This is a genomic window from Clostridium sp. KNHs214, from assembly GCF_000744935.1.
GTDB lineage: Bacteria > Bacillota > Clostridia > Clostridiales > Clostridiaceae > Haloimpatiens.
Genome location: NZ_JQMW01000009.1, coordinates 351,715 through 367,388, shown reverse-complemented (window position 1 = coordinate 367,388; position 15,674 = coordinate 351,715). Strand labels below are relative to the sequence as shown.

The following is a 15,674-nucleotide window of genomic DNA, read 5'->3' as shown; positions in this document are numbered from 1 at the left end:
CTTGCTATTTTAAAATATTTTCAAATCAAATTAGAAATAAGGTACATGAAAAGAAATAACAAGTCAAAGCTACTAGTATATTTTGTGTCAGACAATGAAGCAGGTTCTGTCGCTAGTAATACTTAATACTAGCGGCGGGTTCTGCTGACGCAGTATGACGCAAAATATACTAGCATACTAACTTATTATTTATCCGAATGTGCCTAAACTCATTTACATTGTAGTTTATCTCTAATTTTAATTCTTTATGATTTATCTTGCAACTAATACAAAAATAACAAAAGACCTTTCAAATACAAACTTAATTTTAAGTGCCTAAATATATTGATTATTCTTCTAAAGAACATTCTATTATTTTATCTAAAAGCTGGCTAAAATTCATCCCTGCAGCCCATGCACTTTTAGGAAATAGGCTATTTTTTGTCATCCCTGGCAAAGTATTTATTTCCAGTACATATACTTTATTATGCTTTATCATCATATCTATTCTACCGTAGGCTTTTAACTTAAAAATTCCCCAACACTTTTTACTTATAATCTCTAACTGCTTCATTATATTTTCGTTAAGTTCTGCCACCACTTCTTCAGCACCTTGCTCTGTATATTTTGAATTATAATCAAACCAAATATCTTCCTTAGGCTTTATAGATAACACCGGAAGTAACTCTCCGTCTAGCATACAACAAGTTATTTCTTCCCCTTCTATATATTGTTCTATCATAACTTCATCATCATATTTAAATGCTTCTTCTATGGCTATTTCAAATTCTTCTCTATTTTTAACTATACTTATTCCTATACTGGAACCTCCATTATTAGGTTTTACCACCAAAGGATATGAAATTCTTTCTATTTCATGAAAATTTATTGCTTTTCCTTTTCTAATCATAACCCAATCGGGAGTATTAATATTTTTAGTGTGTAATAGCTCTTTAGTTATATTCTTATCCATGCAAAGAGCACTAGATAAAACATCACTGCCTGTAAATGGAACCCCCATGCTTTTTAATATTCCCTGTATAGTGCCATCCTCTCCAAATTGACCATGCAATGCTATAAAAGCAAAATCCAAACATTTTACCATATCAATAAGTTGATATTGAGTATTTACTGGAATAGGAAGCACCTCGTATTTATTCTTATCTAAATTTTCTATTATAGCTTCTCCAGAAAGCATTGAAACCTCTCTTTCGGAAGATACTCCTCCCATTATAACTCCTATTTGCATATATATTTACCTCCAAGGTTAATTTTTTAATATATTTATATCTTAATCTTCTCTATACCATTGTATGTTTTTAGTTGACGTAAAAAAAGAACCACTACACTATTGTTTTTCCCATGTAGTGGTATGGTATTACCATATATTTTTATATGTAAAAATATTTTTAAAGAATATATTTATTTTCGGCAGTAAGTATTTTCGATTCTTCTCTTATAAGTTCTAAACTTTTTATAATTTTTTTTGAGAAGTCTTTAGTATTATTTAAAGCCTCCCTAGCTCCCTTTTCATCTCCTACTTTCACTCTCTCTTTAACATTGTGTCCCATACTATGTAATTTAAGATGTTCTTCTCCTATACTATCCCATATTTTTTTTATACTAGCCTCCTTTGGATCTATAGCATAATAAAAATGTCCAAATCCACATTTATGACCATCTAGTTGTAAAGGTCTCTCTTTCATATTTTCCACCTCTACCACTAAATCATCTAGCCATTTTTGGTGAGCTAAAATCGCATTGTCAATAGTTGAAATAAACTTACCATTGGAAATTTTAAAAAAAGAATAATTTACAACTTCTCCTCCTTTTTTAGCTAAATTAGATATATCATCATCTAATTTCTCAATTTCTGATGCCATCTCATCTATTTCTTTTGATTGATTTGATAATGACTCACCCAATACTGTCATATCCTCAGCATTATTAGAAAAGTTAGACATAGCTGCATTAACTTCTTCTGCTGAAGCACTAATTTCTTGCATACTGCTAGCTAAAGAATCTATACTAGATAACACTGTTTTAATGCTCTTTTTGCTCTTACTAAAGGATTTCTCCATATCATCAGTATTATTATTTAATTTACTTATGAAGTCAATAGTATAATTTATACTTTCATAACTATCTTTAGATGCCACTTCCATATTACCCATAAATTTTTCCATTTCATCAAGTTGATTTCGAGTTTCCTCTGATAATTTTTTTACCTCTTCCGCAACCACAGCAAATCCTCTTCCGCCTTCTCCTGCCCTTGCCGCCTCTATACTAGCATTTAAAGCCAATAAATTAGTATGATCTGCTATTTTTTTTATACCCTCTACAATATTTTTTATCTGCTCAGATATATTTATCAAATTCTCCATGTCCTTTTTCATATATCCAGACTTATTATAGACATCCCCACTTACTTCTACCATTTCCTTTAATATTGTTTCATTATTTTCAAAATCCTTAGCTAAATCCTCTGTATAACCTGATATATTTTCTACTACACTAGTTTCATCTACAATAGTTTCTGTAACTTGGTTCATACTAGCAGTAATCTCCTCAGAAGCGGCTAATAATTCTTCAGTAGCATGCCCAAGTCCCATTGATGATTGGTATAGTGATTTAGAATGATGTGCTAATTGAACATTAAAATTGCTAACCTTTGTAGTATTATTAAATATTTCTGTCACTAAATCCTTTATCTTTGGAGAAACCTCCATTAAATCTCTAAGTATAAGTGACATTTCTTTTGCAAATTTTTCTGTTTTAGGCGCTTCAATAATTTGCTGCAGTGTATAGGCATCCTCCCTTTGAAAGGCATTCATTAGTTCTTCCATTTCATTTTTAAATTTAAACATTTTCATCCTCCTAAGTTACGTTTCCCATTCCATAATATACTTATAAATTGATTTTATTTAAATATTAGGTAATTTAAACATATCCTCCATTCATTTTATAACTAAACTATTAAGAAATCAATATTATTTAATAATAATTACTATTAATCTATAATATTATTTTATAATATACTTTATTTCTTATTAGTACAACCTCATTTCTGCTAATTAGCCTATACTTAGCACTCTGTTTTATGCATCATATCCCTATCCTATTGTTGAAGATAAAGACTCCTACTAATTACTTAATATCCCGATATATATATCGTATATATGATATATAATCTGTACAAAATAATACTATAAACCTATATAAAAGTGAGGTGAATATTTTATGCCAAAGGATAGTCAACCAGATAATAAGAAAGCTAGGATGGAAAAATGTAATTATCAAACACCTATCACAAGAGAAACTGCAAAAGGAAACCCAACTTCAAAAAAGGTTTCCAATGGACTAAGAAACAAAGCAAAGGGTGAAATTTCCTAACTATAAATTATAATAATTATATTTTATAGTAAATTATATTTAAGTATTTCTGGCTCATAATACTCACATAAAAAAACTAGGGAATTAGGAAATGTTAAAATCATTTCTTAATTAAACCCTAGTTCTTCATTTTTATATAAATCAATTAATTTAAAAAGATATTTATATATTTATTCATCTTTATGCTTTTCATTATAGGCATTTAGTACTTTGTTAAATTCTACTCCCTCACCTATAGAAACATACTCCACTTCTTTTCCCTTAGGGATAGCTCTGTAAGCATAGGCTTCATCTGAGTTTTGAGCACCTACTATAACATATTGGTTATTTTCTACATTTAATACATCAATTATATCCAGTTGAATAGGATTACCCTTTTCATCCATAACGTTTATAGTTTTTTCCATTTACATTCCCTCCTCCATTTATATAATATATAATGTATTTTTCCCATTTTAGGAGAGAATATTTACTTAATATGAAATTAATTTTTACAAGCAATTTCATGCCTACGTGAAAATTCTGGTCTACTTTTTATATATATCACAAACCAAGCTATAAGCACTATTCCTTTTATTACACTACTCATACTCACAGTCCACCAAACTCCATTTAAACCTAATATTTTGTTAGAAGACAATATTAAAGCAAAGGGTATTCTAAGTCCTGTAAATAATGTACTTACAAAAGATGGAGGCATGGTTTTGCCAAGGCCATTAAATGCTCCAGCAGTAGTTATTTCAATACACATAAAGAACTGTGAAAGACTCAATATTCTCAAATATACCATTCCATATTTTATAGTCTCTGGTTCTCCTGGAATGAACAATGAGAATATAGGTTTTGCACCGAAAAATAATAATAATGATACTGCTATACCTATGGTACCAACTATCTTAATTGATGTAACGTATCCCTTCTTGATTCTATCCCATTTTTCAGCTCCATAATTTTGCCCCACAAAAGTTCTAAGCGCAGTTGAAAATCCTCCTGCCGTAAGCCATGATAAGGATTCAATTTGAGATCCTACATTTTGAACTGCAATAGGTATGTATCCCCAACGAGAAACTATTCTAGCTATTACCATAGAAAAAAAACAAAACATTCCTTCTTCAATAGCTACAGGAGTACTTAATTTAAATATTTTTTTAATATAATAAGTTTCTGGTTTAGTAAATAAATTTATCTTGTGAAACATTATAAATTTAGTCTTATATATATTGTATATAAAAACCAATGTAACTACTAATTGAGCAGTTATTGTAGCTAATGCTGCACCTTTCACCCCTAATCTAGGGAAAGGCCCTATTCCATATATCAAAATTGGATCTAAAATAATGTTAGTTACAAGACCAATAGTATTAATGATAAAAGGAGTTGTACTATTTCCATAACCATTATATATGCCAGTAAGTACTGGATTAATAAAATAGAAATTTATACCTAAAGATACTATTACCAAGTAATCTACTGCCATATTAAATACTTCGTTACTGCCCGAATTAAAAAAACCTATAAATTTATTTCTGAAGATTATAAGAACTGCCCCATACAGTAAACCTAGAAATATATTTATTTGTATAGCATGTTTTGCATACTTTCTTGCTTCTTTAATATCTCTTTTACCTATAGATTGTGATATACCTATTTCTGCTGCTACTTTTGACAGAACAATAAAAGCTACTGCAAACCAAGTAAAATACCCCGCTATGCCTACTGCGGCAGAAGCTTTACTTCCTACTCTCCCTATCCATATCATATCAGTCATGCTATACGCCATTTGTATACAAGAGGTGCCCATAATAGGTAACGCTAATTTTAATAAGGATTTTAAAATATTTCCTTCTACTATATTATTCACTTTATGCATAGCTAAATTCCCCCATATAAAATAATTCATCCTAATAATATTATCTACCTTTTAATACACATATCAACTATTATAATAAATTTTCATAATTATATCAATATTTAATAAATATTTACGTATACGTACAATAATTTCAGATTTATTTTGAGTAGCGAAGGGGATGTTGCACTAAGAATAAATACTACGATATATTGTGCTAAATTTAAATGTTTAAGACAATATATCGTATGTAAATTCTTTAATGCAACAGCCTCTTTTTTAAATTATTTATTTAATGCTTTTATATCTAGATTTTCATACCCGCTAAAGAATTTATTGAGTTCATTAACTATTAATTTTTCTCCTTCTCTACTGTCTGTTTCTACATTCATAGGTATCACTGGATCATGCAGTGATAGTCTTACTAAAAACCATCCTCCACCATTCTCTTTATTACACTTAACCCTAACGCCTTCATAGTTTGGTACTTCAAATTCCCAGCCTTCTCTTCTATCACAGTATATTTTTAAATCCTCTAAAACCTTATTTCCATATTCCTTGAAATCTTCGCAAGTTATTTTCATTCTGTATTCATTACTTATACTAGCTTCCTCTAAATCCTTTATTAAATTGTGAATATCTTCACCATTTTCTTCCTTTAACTTAGCAGTTTTAACAAGAATTTTAGACACTAAGTAAGCTCCGTCATCCAAGAAATAATTTTCTTTTAAAGCAGCATGTCCTGAGGTTTCTATAGCTATATGACATTCTTCACCTTTATTATTAAGTCTTATAGCTTCATTTATTACATTTTTATATCCTCTTTTAAATCTGTGATGTTTTCCACCACATTTATTTTCTATAAACTCTTTTAATCCTTCTGAAGTAACTGAATCTGTAACTACAGTAGTTTTAGGATTTTCTTCTAATATGATAGCAGAAATTAGTGCTATTAGTTTATTTCTATTTATTTCATTGCCATGGCTATCTACCACTGCAGCACGATCCACATCTGTGTCAAATATTATTCCTAAGTCTGCTTTATTGTCCAAAACAGCCTTTTGTATGGAGTGCATTGCCACTTTATCTTCTGGATTTGGTATATGATTTGGAAATCTTCCATCTGGTTCTGTAAATTGACTTCCTTCTGTGTCAGCTCCTAGTGGTTTTAAAACCTTATCTACAAAAAATCCTCCAGCTCCATTTCCTGCATCTACTATTATCTTAAAACCCTTTAAAGGCTCTTCCTTATTTATACTACTATTTACTCCTGCTTTTATTTTTCCCACTAAAAATTTTGAATACTGAGAAATAAAATCTATAGTATTAACTTTTCCTTTTTTAACTCCATCTATCGCCTTCATCTCTTTAGCTATATTTACTACTTCCTTTAGATCCGTTTTTTCTATGGCACCTTCATTGGTAAAAAATTTCATTCCATTTCTGTTAAAAGGCAAGTGACTAGCTGTCATCATTATAGCTCCGTCATATTTATATCCTTCTAAAACAGTAGTCATAAACATAGCAGGAGTAGATGCTAAGCCACAATCGAAAACTTCAGAACCGCCGTTTTTTATGCCTTTGATTAGAGATGACTTTAAATTTTCTCCTGAAAGTCTTGAATCTCTACCTACAGAAATCTTCAAATTTTCTATTTTTACATCCTTTTTAATTGATAGCCATTTTGCAAAGGCCAACCCTAAAATCTCAACTATTTCCGGCGTTAAATTTACCTTTTCGCCTTCAACTCCTTCTAATGCCACACCTCTTATGTCATTTCCATTAATAAGTTTTTCTAATGAATTTACCAAAACTATTCCTCCTTTGTATGCATTTTATCACTACAAATATTTAATTCAGTAAAAACTTAACCCAAGGCCACATCTAGTACCATCATTACTACAAAACCTAATATAGTTCCCAGCGTTGCAAAATCAGTATTTTTACCTAATTGTGATTCTGGTATTAATTCCTCAACAACTACAAATATCATAGCCCCTGCTGCAAAAGAAAGAGCATAGGGAAGTATTGGTCTCATATGAACCACTGCGGCTGCTCCTATTACCGCCGCTATAGGTTCCACTATTCCCGAAGCCTGACCATAAAGAAAACTTTTCCATCTAGACATGCCTTCTCTTCTCAAGGGTATAGATACTGCTGCTCCCTCAGGAAAATTTTGAATTCCTATACCAATAGCTAGTGCTGCTGCTCCTGCAAAGGTAGCAGAGGAGATATTAGTACCCAATGCTCCAAAGGCAACACCCACTGCTAATCCTTCTGGTATGTTATGAAGGGTTATAGCCAAAACCAAAAGTATACTTCTCTGCCAACTGGTTTTTATACCCTCTGCTTCTTCTGTTTTCATACCCGAATGTAGATGTGGAAGAATTTTATCTACAGCCCAAAGAAAAAGACCACCGGCCAAAAATCCAACTGCTGCCGGTACCCAAGCTTTCATATTTAAAGAAACTGCCATTTCAATAGAAGGTTCCAAAAGTGACCAAAAGCTTGCTGCTATCATAACTCCTGCTGCAAAACCTAACATACCATCTAATACTTTTCTGTTTATTTCTTTAAATAGAAATACTACTGCTGCTCCTAAAGCTGTCATAAGCCAAGTAAATAAAGTAGCCAATAATGCCCCTAGCACAGGGCTATTTGTAAAATTTAAAGCCATACAACACCCTCCTTTTTTACTAGTCCCACTCCTCAATATCTAATCCCCAAAAATTCACTTATAATAACTTATAATTTAGCTACCCATTTTTCTATAGTATCACAGGCAGTTTTTATACTGTTTATCTCTTCAACTAATTCATATTTGTACTTATTTTCCCCATTTTTATACATGGGATCATAATATTTTACCATAAGTTCCTTAGTCAAGTCTAGGATCTCACCTTTTTCTACCATTTTCAAGTACCTTGCAATATTTTCTTCACTTATATATTTTCTTAAATTATTTAAACTTTGTGCAACCTCTTCCTTCCATTTTTGTCCACTTGTGTATTCCTCTATTATATTTTTAGCCCTGTAATCCAAATCCCCCTTTACCAAAATTCTTTTACTTTCTCTCATTTTATTATAAACACAATCTGGTATTATGATATTCCCTATTCTTTTACTTTCACCTTCTACAAACACCAAATTACCATTTCTCTCTTTTAACTGCTCATATACCAATGATTCAAATGCCTTTTGGCTATTACACTTTCCTATACCAACACTTCCTAAAAGTGATCCCCTGTGATTTGCACAGCCCTCTAAATCCACTATATTATATCCTCTTCTCTTTAGTTCCTTTAAAATTTTTGTTTTACCCATGCCTGTATTTCCTTGAAGAATTACATACTCTACTTTTTCATTAAGAACTGGTAGCTCTCTGTTTATATATGCCCTATATCCTTTATATCCACCCCTTAATTTGTAAACCTTCACACCCAAACTGGTGAGAAATGTAGTTAAAACAGTACTTCTTAGCCCCCCTCTAGCACAAAAAAGCACTACTTTTTTATATTTCTTTTGTAAATCATATATTTTTTCATATATATATGGAAGTTTTTTAGATGCCGCCTCCACTCCCATAGCTTTAGCCTTATCTACACTTTCTCTTACATAAACCGTGCCTATTTCTTTTCTTTCCTCATTATTAAAAATAGGTATATTTATAGCTCCAGGTATAGTGTATTCCTTATACTCTCCTTCACTTCTTACATCTACTAGTACATACTCTCCTTCTAAATTTTCATATTCTATGTCTCTAAACATATTTTTCTCCTTCCCAACTAGCTCTTATCATATGTTATTCATTCATGACAGGGGCAAATTCATCGTTAAAAATTATATACCAGCCCATATCATCGTTAATCATTCATATATAAATTTGACCAATTACAAATACTCTGATACATCTTATTATTTTATTTTAAAATAGAAATAAGTTCAACTATTAAATTTATCAATATTTTAATATCCTCATTACACAACATACATTTAATTTAAAAATGCCCTAAATCATTGAAAGAATCAATGATTCAGGGCATTTTTTATTTTTGCAATATCCAACTTAATGATTAAACCACAAAAAGGTACAATGTGGTGGAATTATAGGATAATCAACTTAATTAATTTAAATTATTATATTTCAGTAAAAAACCTTATTATAAATCACTTTAAAATAAGGTTTTTCTTTAAAAAAAATTCTAGATTTTACTCCAATTATACTTTTTCTTATCTTCTTCTAACTGCTTTTTCCTTTCTTTTTTAATGTTTAAAAGTATTAAATACCCTCCTATTAAGCATATATACCCCGTTACACTACTCTTTTTTATGTCACTTTTTCCAGATTCTATATCCACCTTTAAGATTTCCATTTCTTTCTTTGGAATTTCCTTAACATTTATTAAATACTCCATTTTTCCCTTTGTAGACATTCCTTGCCAAGCCCCACCTAAAGCACACATTAAAGCAACAATTATAAAAGCTAAAAACACAAGATTTTTAAAACCACTGTCACTACCCTTGTACTTAATTAAAAAATTTCTTATTATAAGTACCGTGGAAGCTATTGCCAAAATAACATTTAAAACAATTATAAAATTAACTATAATATCTCCCCCTCATGATTAATATGAAAAGAAATTCCAACCACTAGGTATGCCCTTAAAGTAATGTTTACTTTTTAATTTAAGCACACCATAATCATCTACATAATTATATTCAAAATCAGTAGAATAATTGCCAACATTATGCTCCAGTCGTCCAATTAGGTCTTCCATCACAAGCAAAAGCTTCACCACATTCGCATCCATAAAGAGTCCAAGGTCCCAAATATTTGTCATTATAAAATGCTTGAACCGCCGCTTTAGCATGTGCCTCGTGTTTTGCTCCATGTACACGACAAACAGCTATTGCACGTTTTACAAACACATTGGGATTTTTAACTGATTTTACTGTACCCATTAAATACATATAACATATATATAATGCAATTATAATTTTATAAACCTTTCATTTAATTTACATATTTTACTATTTAATTCTATTTTATCATATATAATCATTAGTGTAAATACTATCATATATCAATACTGTAATTGGCAATTTATATTACAAATTTAATATTGATAATTTTTGTTTTATATTACGAACTACCAATAATAAAAGGTATATGTGCTTAAGTATTACACCTAGACAATATACCTTTTATTTATAATATTATATTTTTATTCTTTATATTTTTTCTTCTTTTTCTTTACCATTTTTAATCTAAAAAAGTCTTCTCTTTCCTTTTCATCTAATACTTCAGATATAAATTTAACTCTTTCCTGCAATTTAGGAATTTGTATATTTTGAAGAGCATTAGCTCTTTTTTGCGTCTTTTTAACTTCCATAGCTAATCTGTAAACTGCATTTTCCACCTCTGCTATTTCATATATTAAATATTTAACTTCATTAAATTTTTTATATGCAATGTCCATAGCTGTATTACTTCTGTGAAAGCTATAATTTGGCTGTATAGGCTTTTTTTCATAATTTAAATGAGGTACCTCAACACCCATAACACTTTTAAACCTTACATCATAATCCTCAGTTTCTGGTATTGCCATGGAAATATCCGAAACTGAGGATATTCCCATAGTTATATTGGCCTGCCTTAGTGCTTCATACGCTTCACTAAAAGTAGAATTTATCCTATTCTGAAGTTTTTCTGCTCTAGATATGTAGGACATCATTTCCCTTATTAAAACATTTCTTTTTTGGTCTAAAAGCTGAAATCCCTTCTTGGAAAACTCCAAGGTATTTTGAGCGCTTATTAAATTTGACTTGGTAGGAGCTATTTGCTGCATTATTCACCACCCCTGTAATATTTTTCAAGAATTTTAGGACTCACTCTATCTAATTCATTTTTAGGTAATATAGAAATGATATCCCAAGCTAAATCTAAGGTTTCTCCTATGCTTCTATTTTCTTCATATCCTTGCTTTAGAAATTTTTCTTCAAAATCTCCTCCAAATTTTATATAACTTTTATCTAGTTCCGAAAGCTCCTCTTCTCCAATTACTTGAGCTAGTGCTCTAACTTCCTGCACATGGGAATAGGAAGCAAATAATTGATTAGCCACTTCTCCATGATCATCTCGTGTGTAACCTTCTCCGATTCCATCTTTCATAAGTCTAGATAGTGAAGGCAATATATTAACTGGTGGGTATACATTTTTTTGATATATATCCCTACTAAGCACTATTTGCCCCTCTGTAATATATCCAGTTAAATCTGGTACTGGATGAGTTATATCATCATTAGGCATAGATACTATAGGTATTTGAGTTATAGAGCCTCCTTTTCCTTTAATCATACCTGCTCTCTCATATAAGGAAGCTAAATCTGAGTATAAATATCCTGGATAACCCTTTCTACTTGGAACTTCTTCTCTAGCAGAAGATAATTCTCTTAAAGCCTCACAATAACTAGTTATATCCGTCATTATAACAAGTATATGCATATTCTCCTCAAAAGCTAAGTATTCTGCTGCAGTAAGAGCACATCTAGGAGTCATAACCCTTTCTACAATTGGGTCATCTGCTAAGTTTACATACATAACCACTCTATCTAAAACTCCTGACTGCTGAAAGCTCTTTCTAAAAAACTCCGCATCATCATGTTTAATCCCCATAGCTGCAAATACTACTGCAAAATTTGAATTTTCTTCTTCACTAATTTTAGCCTGTCTTACAATTTGAGCCGCCAATTGATTATGCGGCATACCATTTCCTGAAAATATGGGGATTTTCTGTCCCCTTATTAATGTGGTAAGACAATCTATAGATGATATACCTGTTTGAATAAAATTTCTTGGGTATTTTCTAGCTACAGGATTTATAGCTTTCCCATTTATATTATACTTTTTTCTACTATAAATTCTTCCTCCACCATCTATAGGTTCCCCTATACCATCAAACTCCCTACCTAAAATTTCTTTAGATAAGCTAACCTGCAAAGAATTTCCCGTAAAGCTAACGGATGAATTATTTGTGGAAATACCTGAAGTACCTTCAAATACCTGTATCGTCACTTTATCTTCATCTATTTGTACGACCTTACCCTTTTTATTTTCTTTCCCATCAACGGTTATATCTACAATTTCATCATAAGCCACATTTTCTACATCTGATAATACTATTGTAGGTCCTTGAACCTTGTCTAATAATAGATATTGCTTTTTCAAATTTCCACCTCCTCTATGCAGTGTACTGCTTAAATAATTTATTATAATAATTTTTTATATTTTCTTCTAAATGGTCTATAAGACTTAAATCTTCATTAGACACATTATATTTCATCTTATTTATGCTATCATAAATTTCCTTATTGTGTATTATAGATATAGGTATTCCCATTTTTACTGCCTTACATCCGTATTGATATAAACCATCTATAACCTTTAACATTTTATATTGCTTTTTAAGTGGAACATAGGTATCATCCTTGTGGTATGCATTTTGTTGAAGAAATGCAACTTTTAATACTTTAGCTATTTCTATGACAAGTCTTTGATCATCTGGCAATACATCTTCTCCTACTAGTTTAACAATTTCCTGAAGTTTGCTCTCTTCAAAAAGTACTTTCATAGCCTTATTTCTAATCTCCATCATGTCTTTAGCTACATTTTCACCATACCAATCCTTAAGTGAATCTAGATATCCACTATAACTAGATAACCAATTAATAGCTGGGTAATGTCTTGCATAGGCTAGATTTCTATCGAGTCCTAAAAATACACTTACAAATCTCTTTGTATTTAAAGTAACTGGTTCTGAAAAATCTCCTCCTGCTGGAGATACAGCTCCAATTACAGTTATAGAACCTTCACTTCCATTTAAATTCTCCGTGTAACCTGCTCTTTCATAGAACTCTGCCAATCTTGAAGGAAGATATGCTGGATATCCCTCCTCCGCTGGCATCTCTTCGAGTCTTCCAGATATTTCCCTAAGTGCTTCTGCCCATCTAGATGTGGAATCTGCCATTATGGCCACATGATACCCCATATCTCTAAAATATTCTGCAAAAGTAATGCCTGTATATATACTTGCTTCTCTAGCTGCCACAGGCATATTTGAAGTATTGGCTATGAGCACCGTTCTATTCATAATGCTCATACCAGTTCTAGGGTCAATGAGTTTTGGAAAGTCCTCCAAAACCTCTGTCATTTCATTTCCTCTTTCGCCGCAGCCTATATACACTATTATATCTGCATCACACCATTTAGCTAGTTGATGTTGGGTCATAGTTTTACCCGTACCAAATCCTCCTGGTATAGCTACAGTTCCTCCCTTAGCTAAAGGAAAAAACGTATCTAGTATTCTTTGTCCCGTAACCAAAGGTTTTTCTATTGCCTTCCTCCTTTTAATTGGCCTGGGAGTTCTTACTGGCCACATTTGATATAAGGGAATTTCCTCTATTTTATCTCCATTTTGAAGTTTTACCACTACTTCATTTATATTGTATTTGCCATCCTCTTTCTTATATATTACTTCTCCACTTATATCTGATGGAATCATAAGTCTATGTTCTATAGAATTTGTTTCCTTTACTAGAGCGTATACATCCCCTGGCTTTAAAATATCTCCTTCACTGACAGTTATCTTTACATCCCAAAGCTTCTGCTCATCTAAGGATATAAGGCCTATACCCTCTTCTATAAAACCATAATTTATTTCATTTATTTTCTCTAATGGTCTCTCTATACCATCAAATATATTTCCTATTATTCCTGGCCCTAATTTTAAAGATAAAGGTCTTCCTGTGGAAAATATATCTTCTCCTACCTTAAGTCCGGAGGTTTCTTCATAAACTTGAATTGTGGCTGTATCATCTTCTAATATTATTATTTCTCCTATTAATTTCTTTTGCCCAACAGTAACCATTTCTCTCATTTTAAAATTTTTCATGCCCTTGCCTTTTATAACTGGCCCATTAATTCCTACTATTATTCCTTTTGCATTTTCCAAGTTACACCCTCCTTTCTATTTTTCAAAATCAACATTTTCTGTAACCTTTAAACCAATATCCCAAATACTATCCTTAAGCCTAACACCAAGACTATTATCTATTCTCATTTTGTTCTTTGAATCCTCTATAATTACTCCTCCTATTATATCTTGTCTAGCTTTTTCTATAGTTACTTTAATATTCTTAAATTCTTTTATCAAGGCTTCTACATCTTTATAGTATTTATCATAATCCTTTATAGTTAAATACATCTTATATTCCCCTTCTTCACATTGTTCAAGGGTTGACTTAATTATTTTAATTAATAAATCTTTGTATTCCTCTTTATCAGTAAATTTCATTAGTTTATTCATCACATCTTTATAAACTTTTCCTATTAAATCTTCCTTTAAATTTAATAATTTTTGATGGTTTTCAGATTTAGCTTTGGCAAGTATTTCATTAGCTTTTAATTCTGCCTTCTTCAAAGCCTCTTTCATCTCTAAGTCTTCTATCTTTTTTATTTTTTGCTCTTCTTCCTTTATGACTTTTTCTTTCATATTTTGTATCTTTTCTAACTCAATTCCCTTTTCAGCCTGAATCTTATCATAGGTAAACTTTGTAAAAAGCTTTATTTTATCATCTATAGTGGTCAAAATAAACACCCTCTCTCTTTAAAATAACTACAAATTAATGCCTATAGACTCTTTTACATATTTTAATATAGTATCATTTCCCCTAGAGCTTCCATGCCTATCAGGTATTTCAACTATCAAAGGAAGTCCCTTGGAAATTTTCAGAGAATCTATTTTTTCAGGTATCATGTCCACTATTTTTTCTGTAAAAATAATAATGCCAATATTTTTATCTTGAAGAAGTTTGGATAAAATCTCCAGAACTTCTCCCTTACTGTGAGCCACAGCTCCATTTATACCAGCTATGTTTAATCCTTTATAAGTATCCCTGTTATCACTTATCAAATAAGCTTTCATTATACAATCAACTCCACAGCTTTTAATATTTATAACTTTATTTATAATCTCATTAATATCATTATAGAAATTATAAGTCCATATATAGCAATTCCTTCAGCAAGTCCTACAAATATAAGAGTTTTACCTAAAATTTTAGAATCCTCTGAAACTGCTCCTAGTGCTGAAGATCCAACAGCTCCTACCGCATAACCTGCCCCTATAGTTGCGAGTCCAGTACATAGGGCAGCTGCTATATATCCCATACCTGTTGAAGAATTAGCTGTACTTTGTCCTGCTGCTTGTACTATATTAGGTATCATAAATACTATAGAGCCACTCATTACGGGAATAAAAGCACCTAAATTTATTTTTAAAGCTTTTTTTACCTTCTTTTTTCCCTCTAAATTTCCCTTTAAATTTTCTACTACTCCATAAGTTATAGTTCCTATTACTACTAAAAATGTTATTACTAATAAAATATACATTTA

16 protein-coding genes are annotated in these 15,674 nt (G+C 31.0%); 1 reads left to right on the top strand and 15 read right to left on the bottom strand.

All coding sequences use genetic code 11. The features are described from left to right. Positions 1-328: 328 nt before the first annotated feature. Both CC89_RS04235 and CC89_RS04230 read right to left on the bottom strand, forming a co-directional pair. Positions 329-1,228 carry a D-alanine--D-alanine ligase gene (locus CC89_RS04235; protein WP_035289424.1) on the bottom strand — a complete coding sequence of 300 codons (900 nt, stop codon included), beginning with the start codon at positions 1,226-1,228 and terminating at the stop codon, positions 329-331. Between the two features lie 160 nt (positions 1,229-1,388). Next, positions 1,389-2,846 (bottom strand): methyl-accepting chemotaxis protein, encoded by a 1,458-nt coding sequence (locus tag CC89_RS04230; protein WP_051931479.1) that lies wholly within the window; start codon positions 2,844-2,846, stop codon positions 1,389-1,391. 373 nt (positions 2,847-3,219) lie between these two features. Between CC89_RS04230 and CC89_RS20370 the strand changes: the two genes are divergently transcribed. Continuing rightward, positions 3,220-3,372 carry a hypothetical protein gene (locus CC89_RS20370; protein ID WP_180964102.1) on the top strand — a complete coding sequence of 51 codons (153 nt, stop codon included), beginning with the start codon at positions 3,220-3,222 and terminating at the stop codon, positions 3,370-3,372. Positions 3,373-3,542: 170 nt separating this feature from the next. On the opposite strand, the gene CC89_RS04225 is transcribed toward CC89_RS20370, so the two are convergent. The 13 genes from CC89_RS04225 to CC89_RS04165 form a co-directional block, all read right to left on the bottom strand. Next, positions 3,543-3,779 (bottom strand): DUF1292 domain-containing protein, encoded by a 237-nt coding sequence (locus tag CC89_RS04225; RefSeq protein ID WP_035289423.1) that lies wholly within the window; start codon positions 3,777-3,779, stop codon positions 3,543-3,545. Positions 3,780-3,856: 77 nt separating this feature from the next. After that, a complete protein-coding gene (locus tag CC89_RS04220; RefSeq protein ID WP_035289420.1) occupies positions 3,857-5,242 on the bottom strand; it encodes an MATE family efflux transporter in 1,386 nt (461 codons plus the stop codon). A gap of 263 nt (positions 5,243-5,505) precedes the next feature. Next, positions 5,506-7,032, bottom strand: coding sequence for a phosphomannomutase/phosphoglucomutase (locus CC89_RS04215; protein WP_035289417.1), 1,527 nt, complete (start codon positions 7,030-7,032; stop codon positions 5,506-5,508). 56 nt (positions 7,033-7,088) lie between these two features. After that, a complete protein-coding gene (locus CC89_RS04210) occupies positions 7,089-7,898 on the bottom strand; it encodes a ZIP family metal transporter (protein ID WP_035289415.1) in 810 nt (269 codons plus the stop codon). A gap of 68 nt (positions 7,899-7,966) precedes the next feature. After that, positions 7,967-8,989 (bottom strand): tRNA 2-selenouridine(34) synthase MnmH, encoded by a 1,023-nt coding sequence (gene mnmH / locus CC89_RS04205; RefSeq protein ID WP_035289410.1) that lies wholly within the window; start codon positions 8,987-8,989, stop codon positions 7,967-7,969. A gap of 434 nt (positions 8,990-9,423) precedes the next feature. Next, positions 9,424-9,795 carry a hypothetical protein gene (locus CC89_RS04200; protein WP_035289405.1) on the bottom strand — a complete coding sequence of 124 codons (372 nt, stop codon included), beginning with the start codon at positions 9,793-9,795 and terminating at the stop codon, positions 9,424-9,426. A 172-nt stretch (positions 9,796-9,967) separates the two neighbouring features. Next, positions 9,968-10,183 carry a hypothetical protein gene (locus tag CC89_RS04195; protein ID WP_207641496.1) on the bottom strand — a complete coding sequence of 72 codons (216 nt, stop codon included), beginning with the start codon at positions 10,181-10,183 and terminating at the stop codon, positions 9,968-9,970. Positions 10,184-10,446: 263 nt separating this feature from the next. After that, a complete protein-coding gene (locus CC89_RS04190; protein ID WP_035289399.1) occupies positions 10,447-11,070 on the bottom strand; it encodes a V-type ATP synthase subunit D in 624 nt (207 codons plus the stop codon). Beyond that, on the bottom strand, positions 11,070-12,449 hold the full coding sequence (locus CC89_RS04185) for a V-type ATP synthase subunit B (protein ID WP_035289397.1): 1,380 nt from the start codon (positions 12,447-12,449) through the stop codon (positions 11,070-11,072). The genes CC89_RS04190 and CC89_RS04185 overlap by 1 nt, the downstream gene beginning before the upstream one ends. 13 nt (positions 12,450-12,462) lie before the next feature. Further along, positions 12,463-14,232 carry a V-type ATP synthase subunit A gene (locus tag CC89_RS04180; protein ID WP_035289389.1) on the bottom strand — a complete coding sequence of 590 codons (1,770 nt, stop codon included), beginning with the start codon at positions 14,230-14,232 and terminating at the stop codon, positions 12,463-12,465. A gap of 15 nt (positions 14,233-14,247) precedes the next feature. Next, complete coding sequence (locus CC89_RS04175) at positions 14,248-14,868, bottom strand: V-type ATP synthase subunit E (protein ID WP_035289386.1); 621 nt, start codon at positions 14,866-14,868, stop codon at positions 14,248-14,250. A gap of 27 nt (positions 14,869-14,895) precedes the next feature. After that, a complete protein-coding gene (locus CC89_RS04170; protein WP_035289382.1) occupies positions 14,896-15,204 on the bottom strand; it encodes a V-type ATP synthase subunit F in 309 nt (102 codons plus the stop codon). A 41-nt stretch (positions 15,205-15,245) separates the two neighbouring features. Next, the gene (locus tag CC89_RS04165) at positions 15,246-15,671 is read right to left on the bottom strand and encodes an ATP synthase subunit C (protein WP_035289381.1); all 426 of its coding nucleotides are present in this window, start codon (positions 15,669-15,671) and stop codon (positions 15,246-15,248) included. Positions 15,672-15,674: the final 3 nt, after the last annotated feature.

Coding starts and splice junctions, on each gene's coding strand:
- CC89_RS20370 (WP_180964102.1), top strand. CDS start 3,220: ATGCCAAAGGATAGTCAACCAGATAATAAGAAAGCTAGGATGGAAAAA.
- CC89_RS04165 (WP_035289381.1), bottom strand. CDS start 15,671: ATGTATATTTTATTAGTAATAACATTTTTAGTAGTAATAGGAACTATA.
- CC89_RS04225 (WP_035289423.1), bottom strand. CDS start 3,779: ATGGAAAAAACTATAAACGTTATGGATGAAAAGGGTAATCCTATTCAA.
- CC89_RS04220 (WP_035289420.1), bottom strand. CDS start 5,242: ATGCATAAAGTGAATAATATAGTAGAAGGAAATATTTTAAAATCCTTA.
- CC89_RS04235 (WP_035289424.1), bottom strand. CDS start 1,228: ATGCAAATAGGAGTTATAATGGGAGGAGTATCTTCCGAAAGAGAGGTT.
- CC89_RS04195 (WP_207641496.1), bottom strand. CDS start 10,183: ATGGGTACAGTAAAATCAGTTAAAAATCCCAATGTGTTTGTAAAACGT.
- CC89_RS04170 (WP_035289382.1), bottom strand. CDS start 15,204: ATGAAAGCTTATTTGATAAGTGATAACAGGGATACTTATAAAGGATTA.
- mnmH (WP_035289410.1), bottom strand. CDS start 8,989: ATGTTTAGAGACATAGAATATGAAAATTTAGAAGGAGAGTATGTACTA.
- CC89_RS04230 (WP_051931479.1), bottom strand. CDS start 2,846: ATGTTTAAATTTAAAAATGAAATGGAAGAACTAATGAATGCCTTTCAA.
- CC89_RS04210 (WP_035289415.1), bottom strand. CDS start 7,898: ATGGCTTTAAATTTTACAAATAGCCCTGTGCTAGGGGCATTATTGGCT.
- CC89_RS04190 (WP_035289399.1), bottom strand. CDS start 11,070: ATGCAGCAAATAGCTCCTACCAAGTCAAATTTAATAAGCGCTCAAAAT.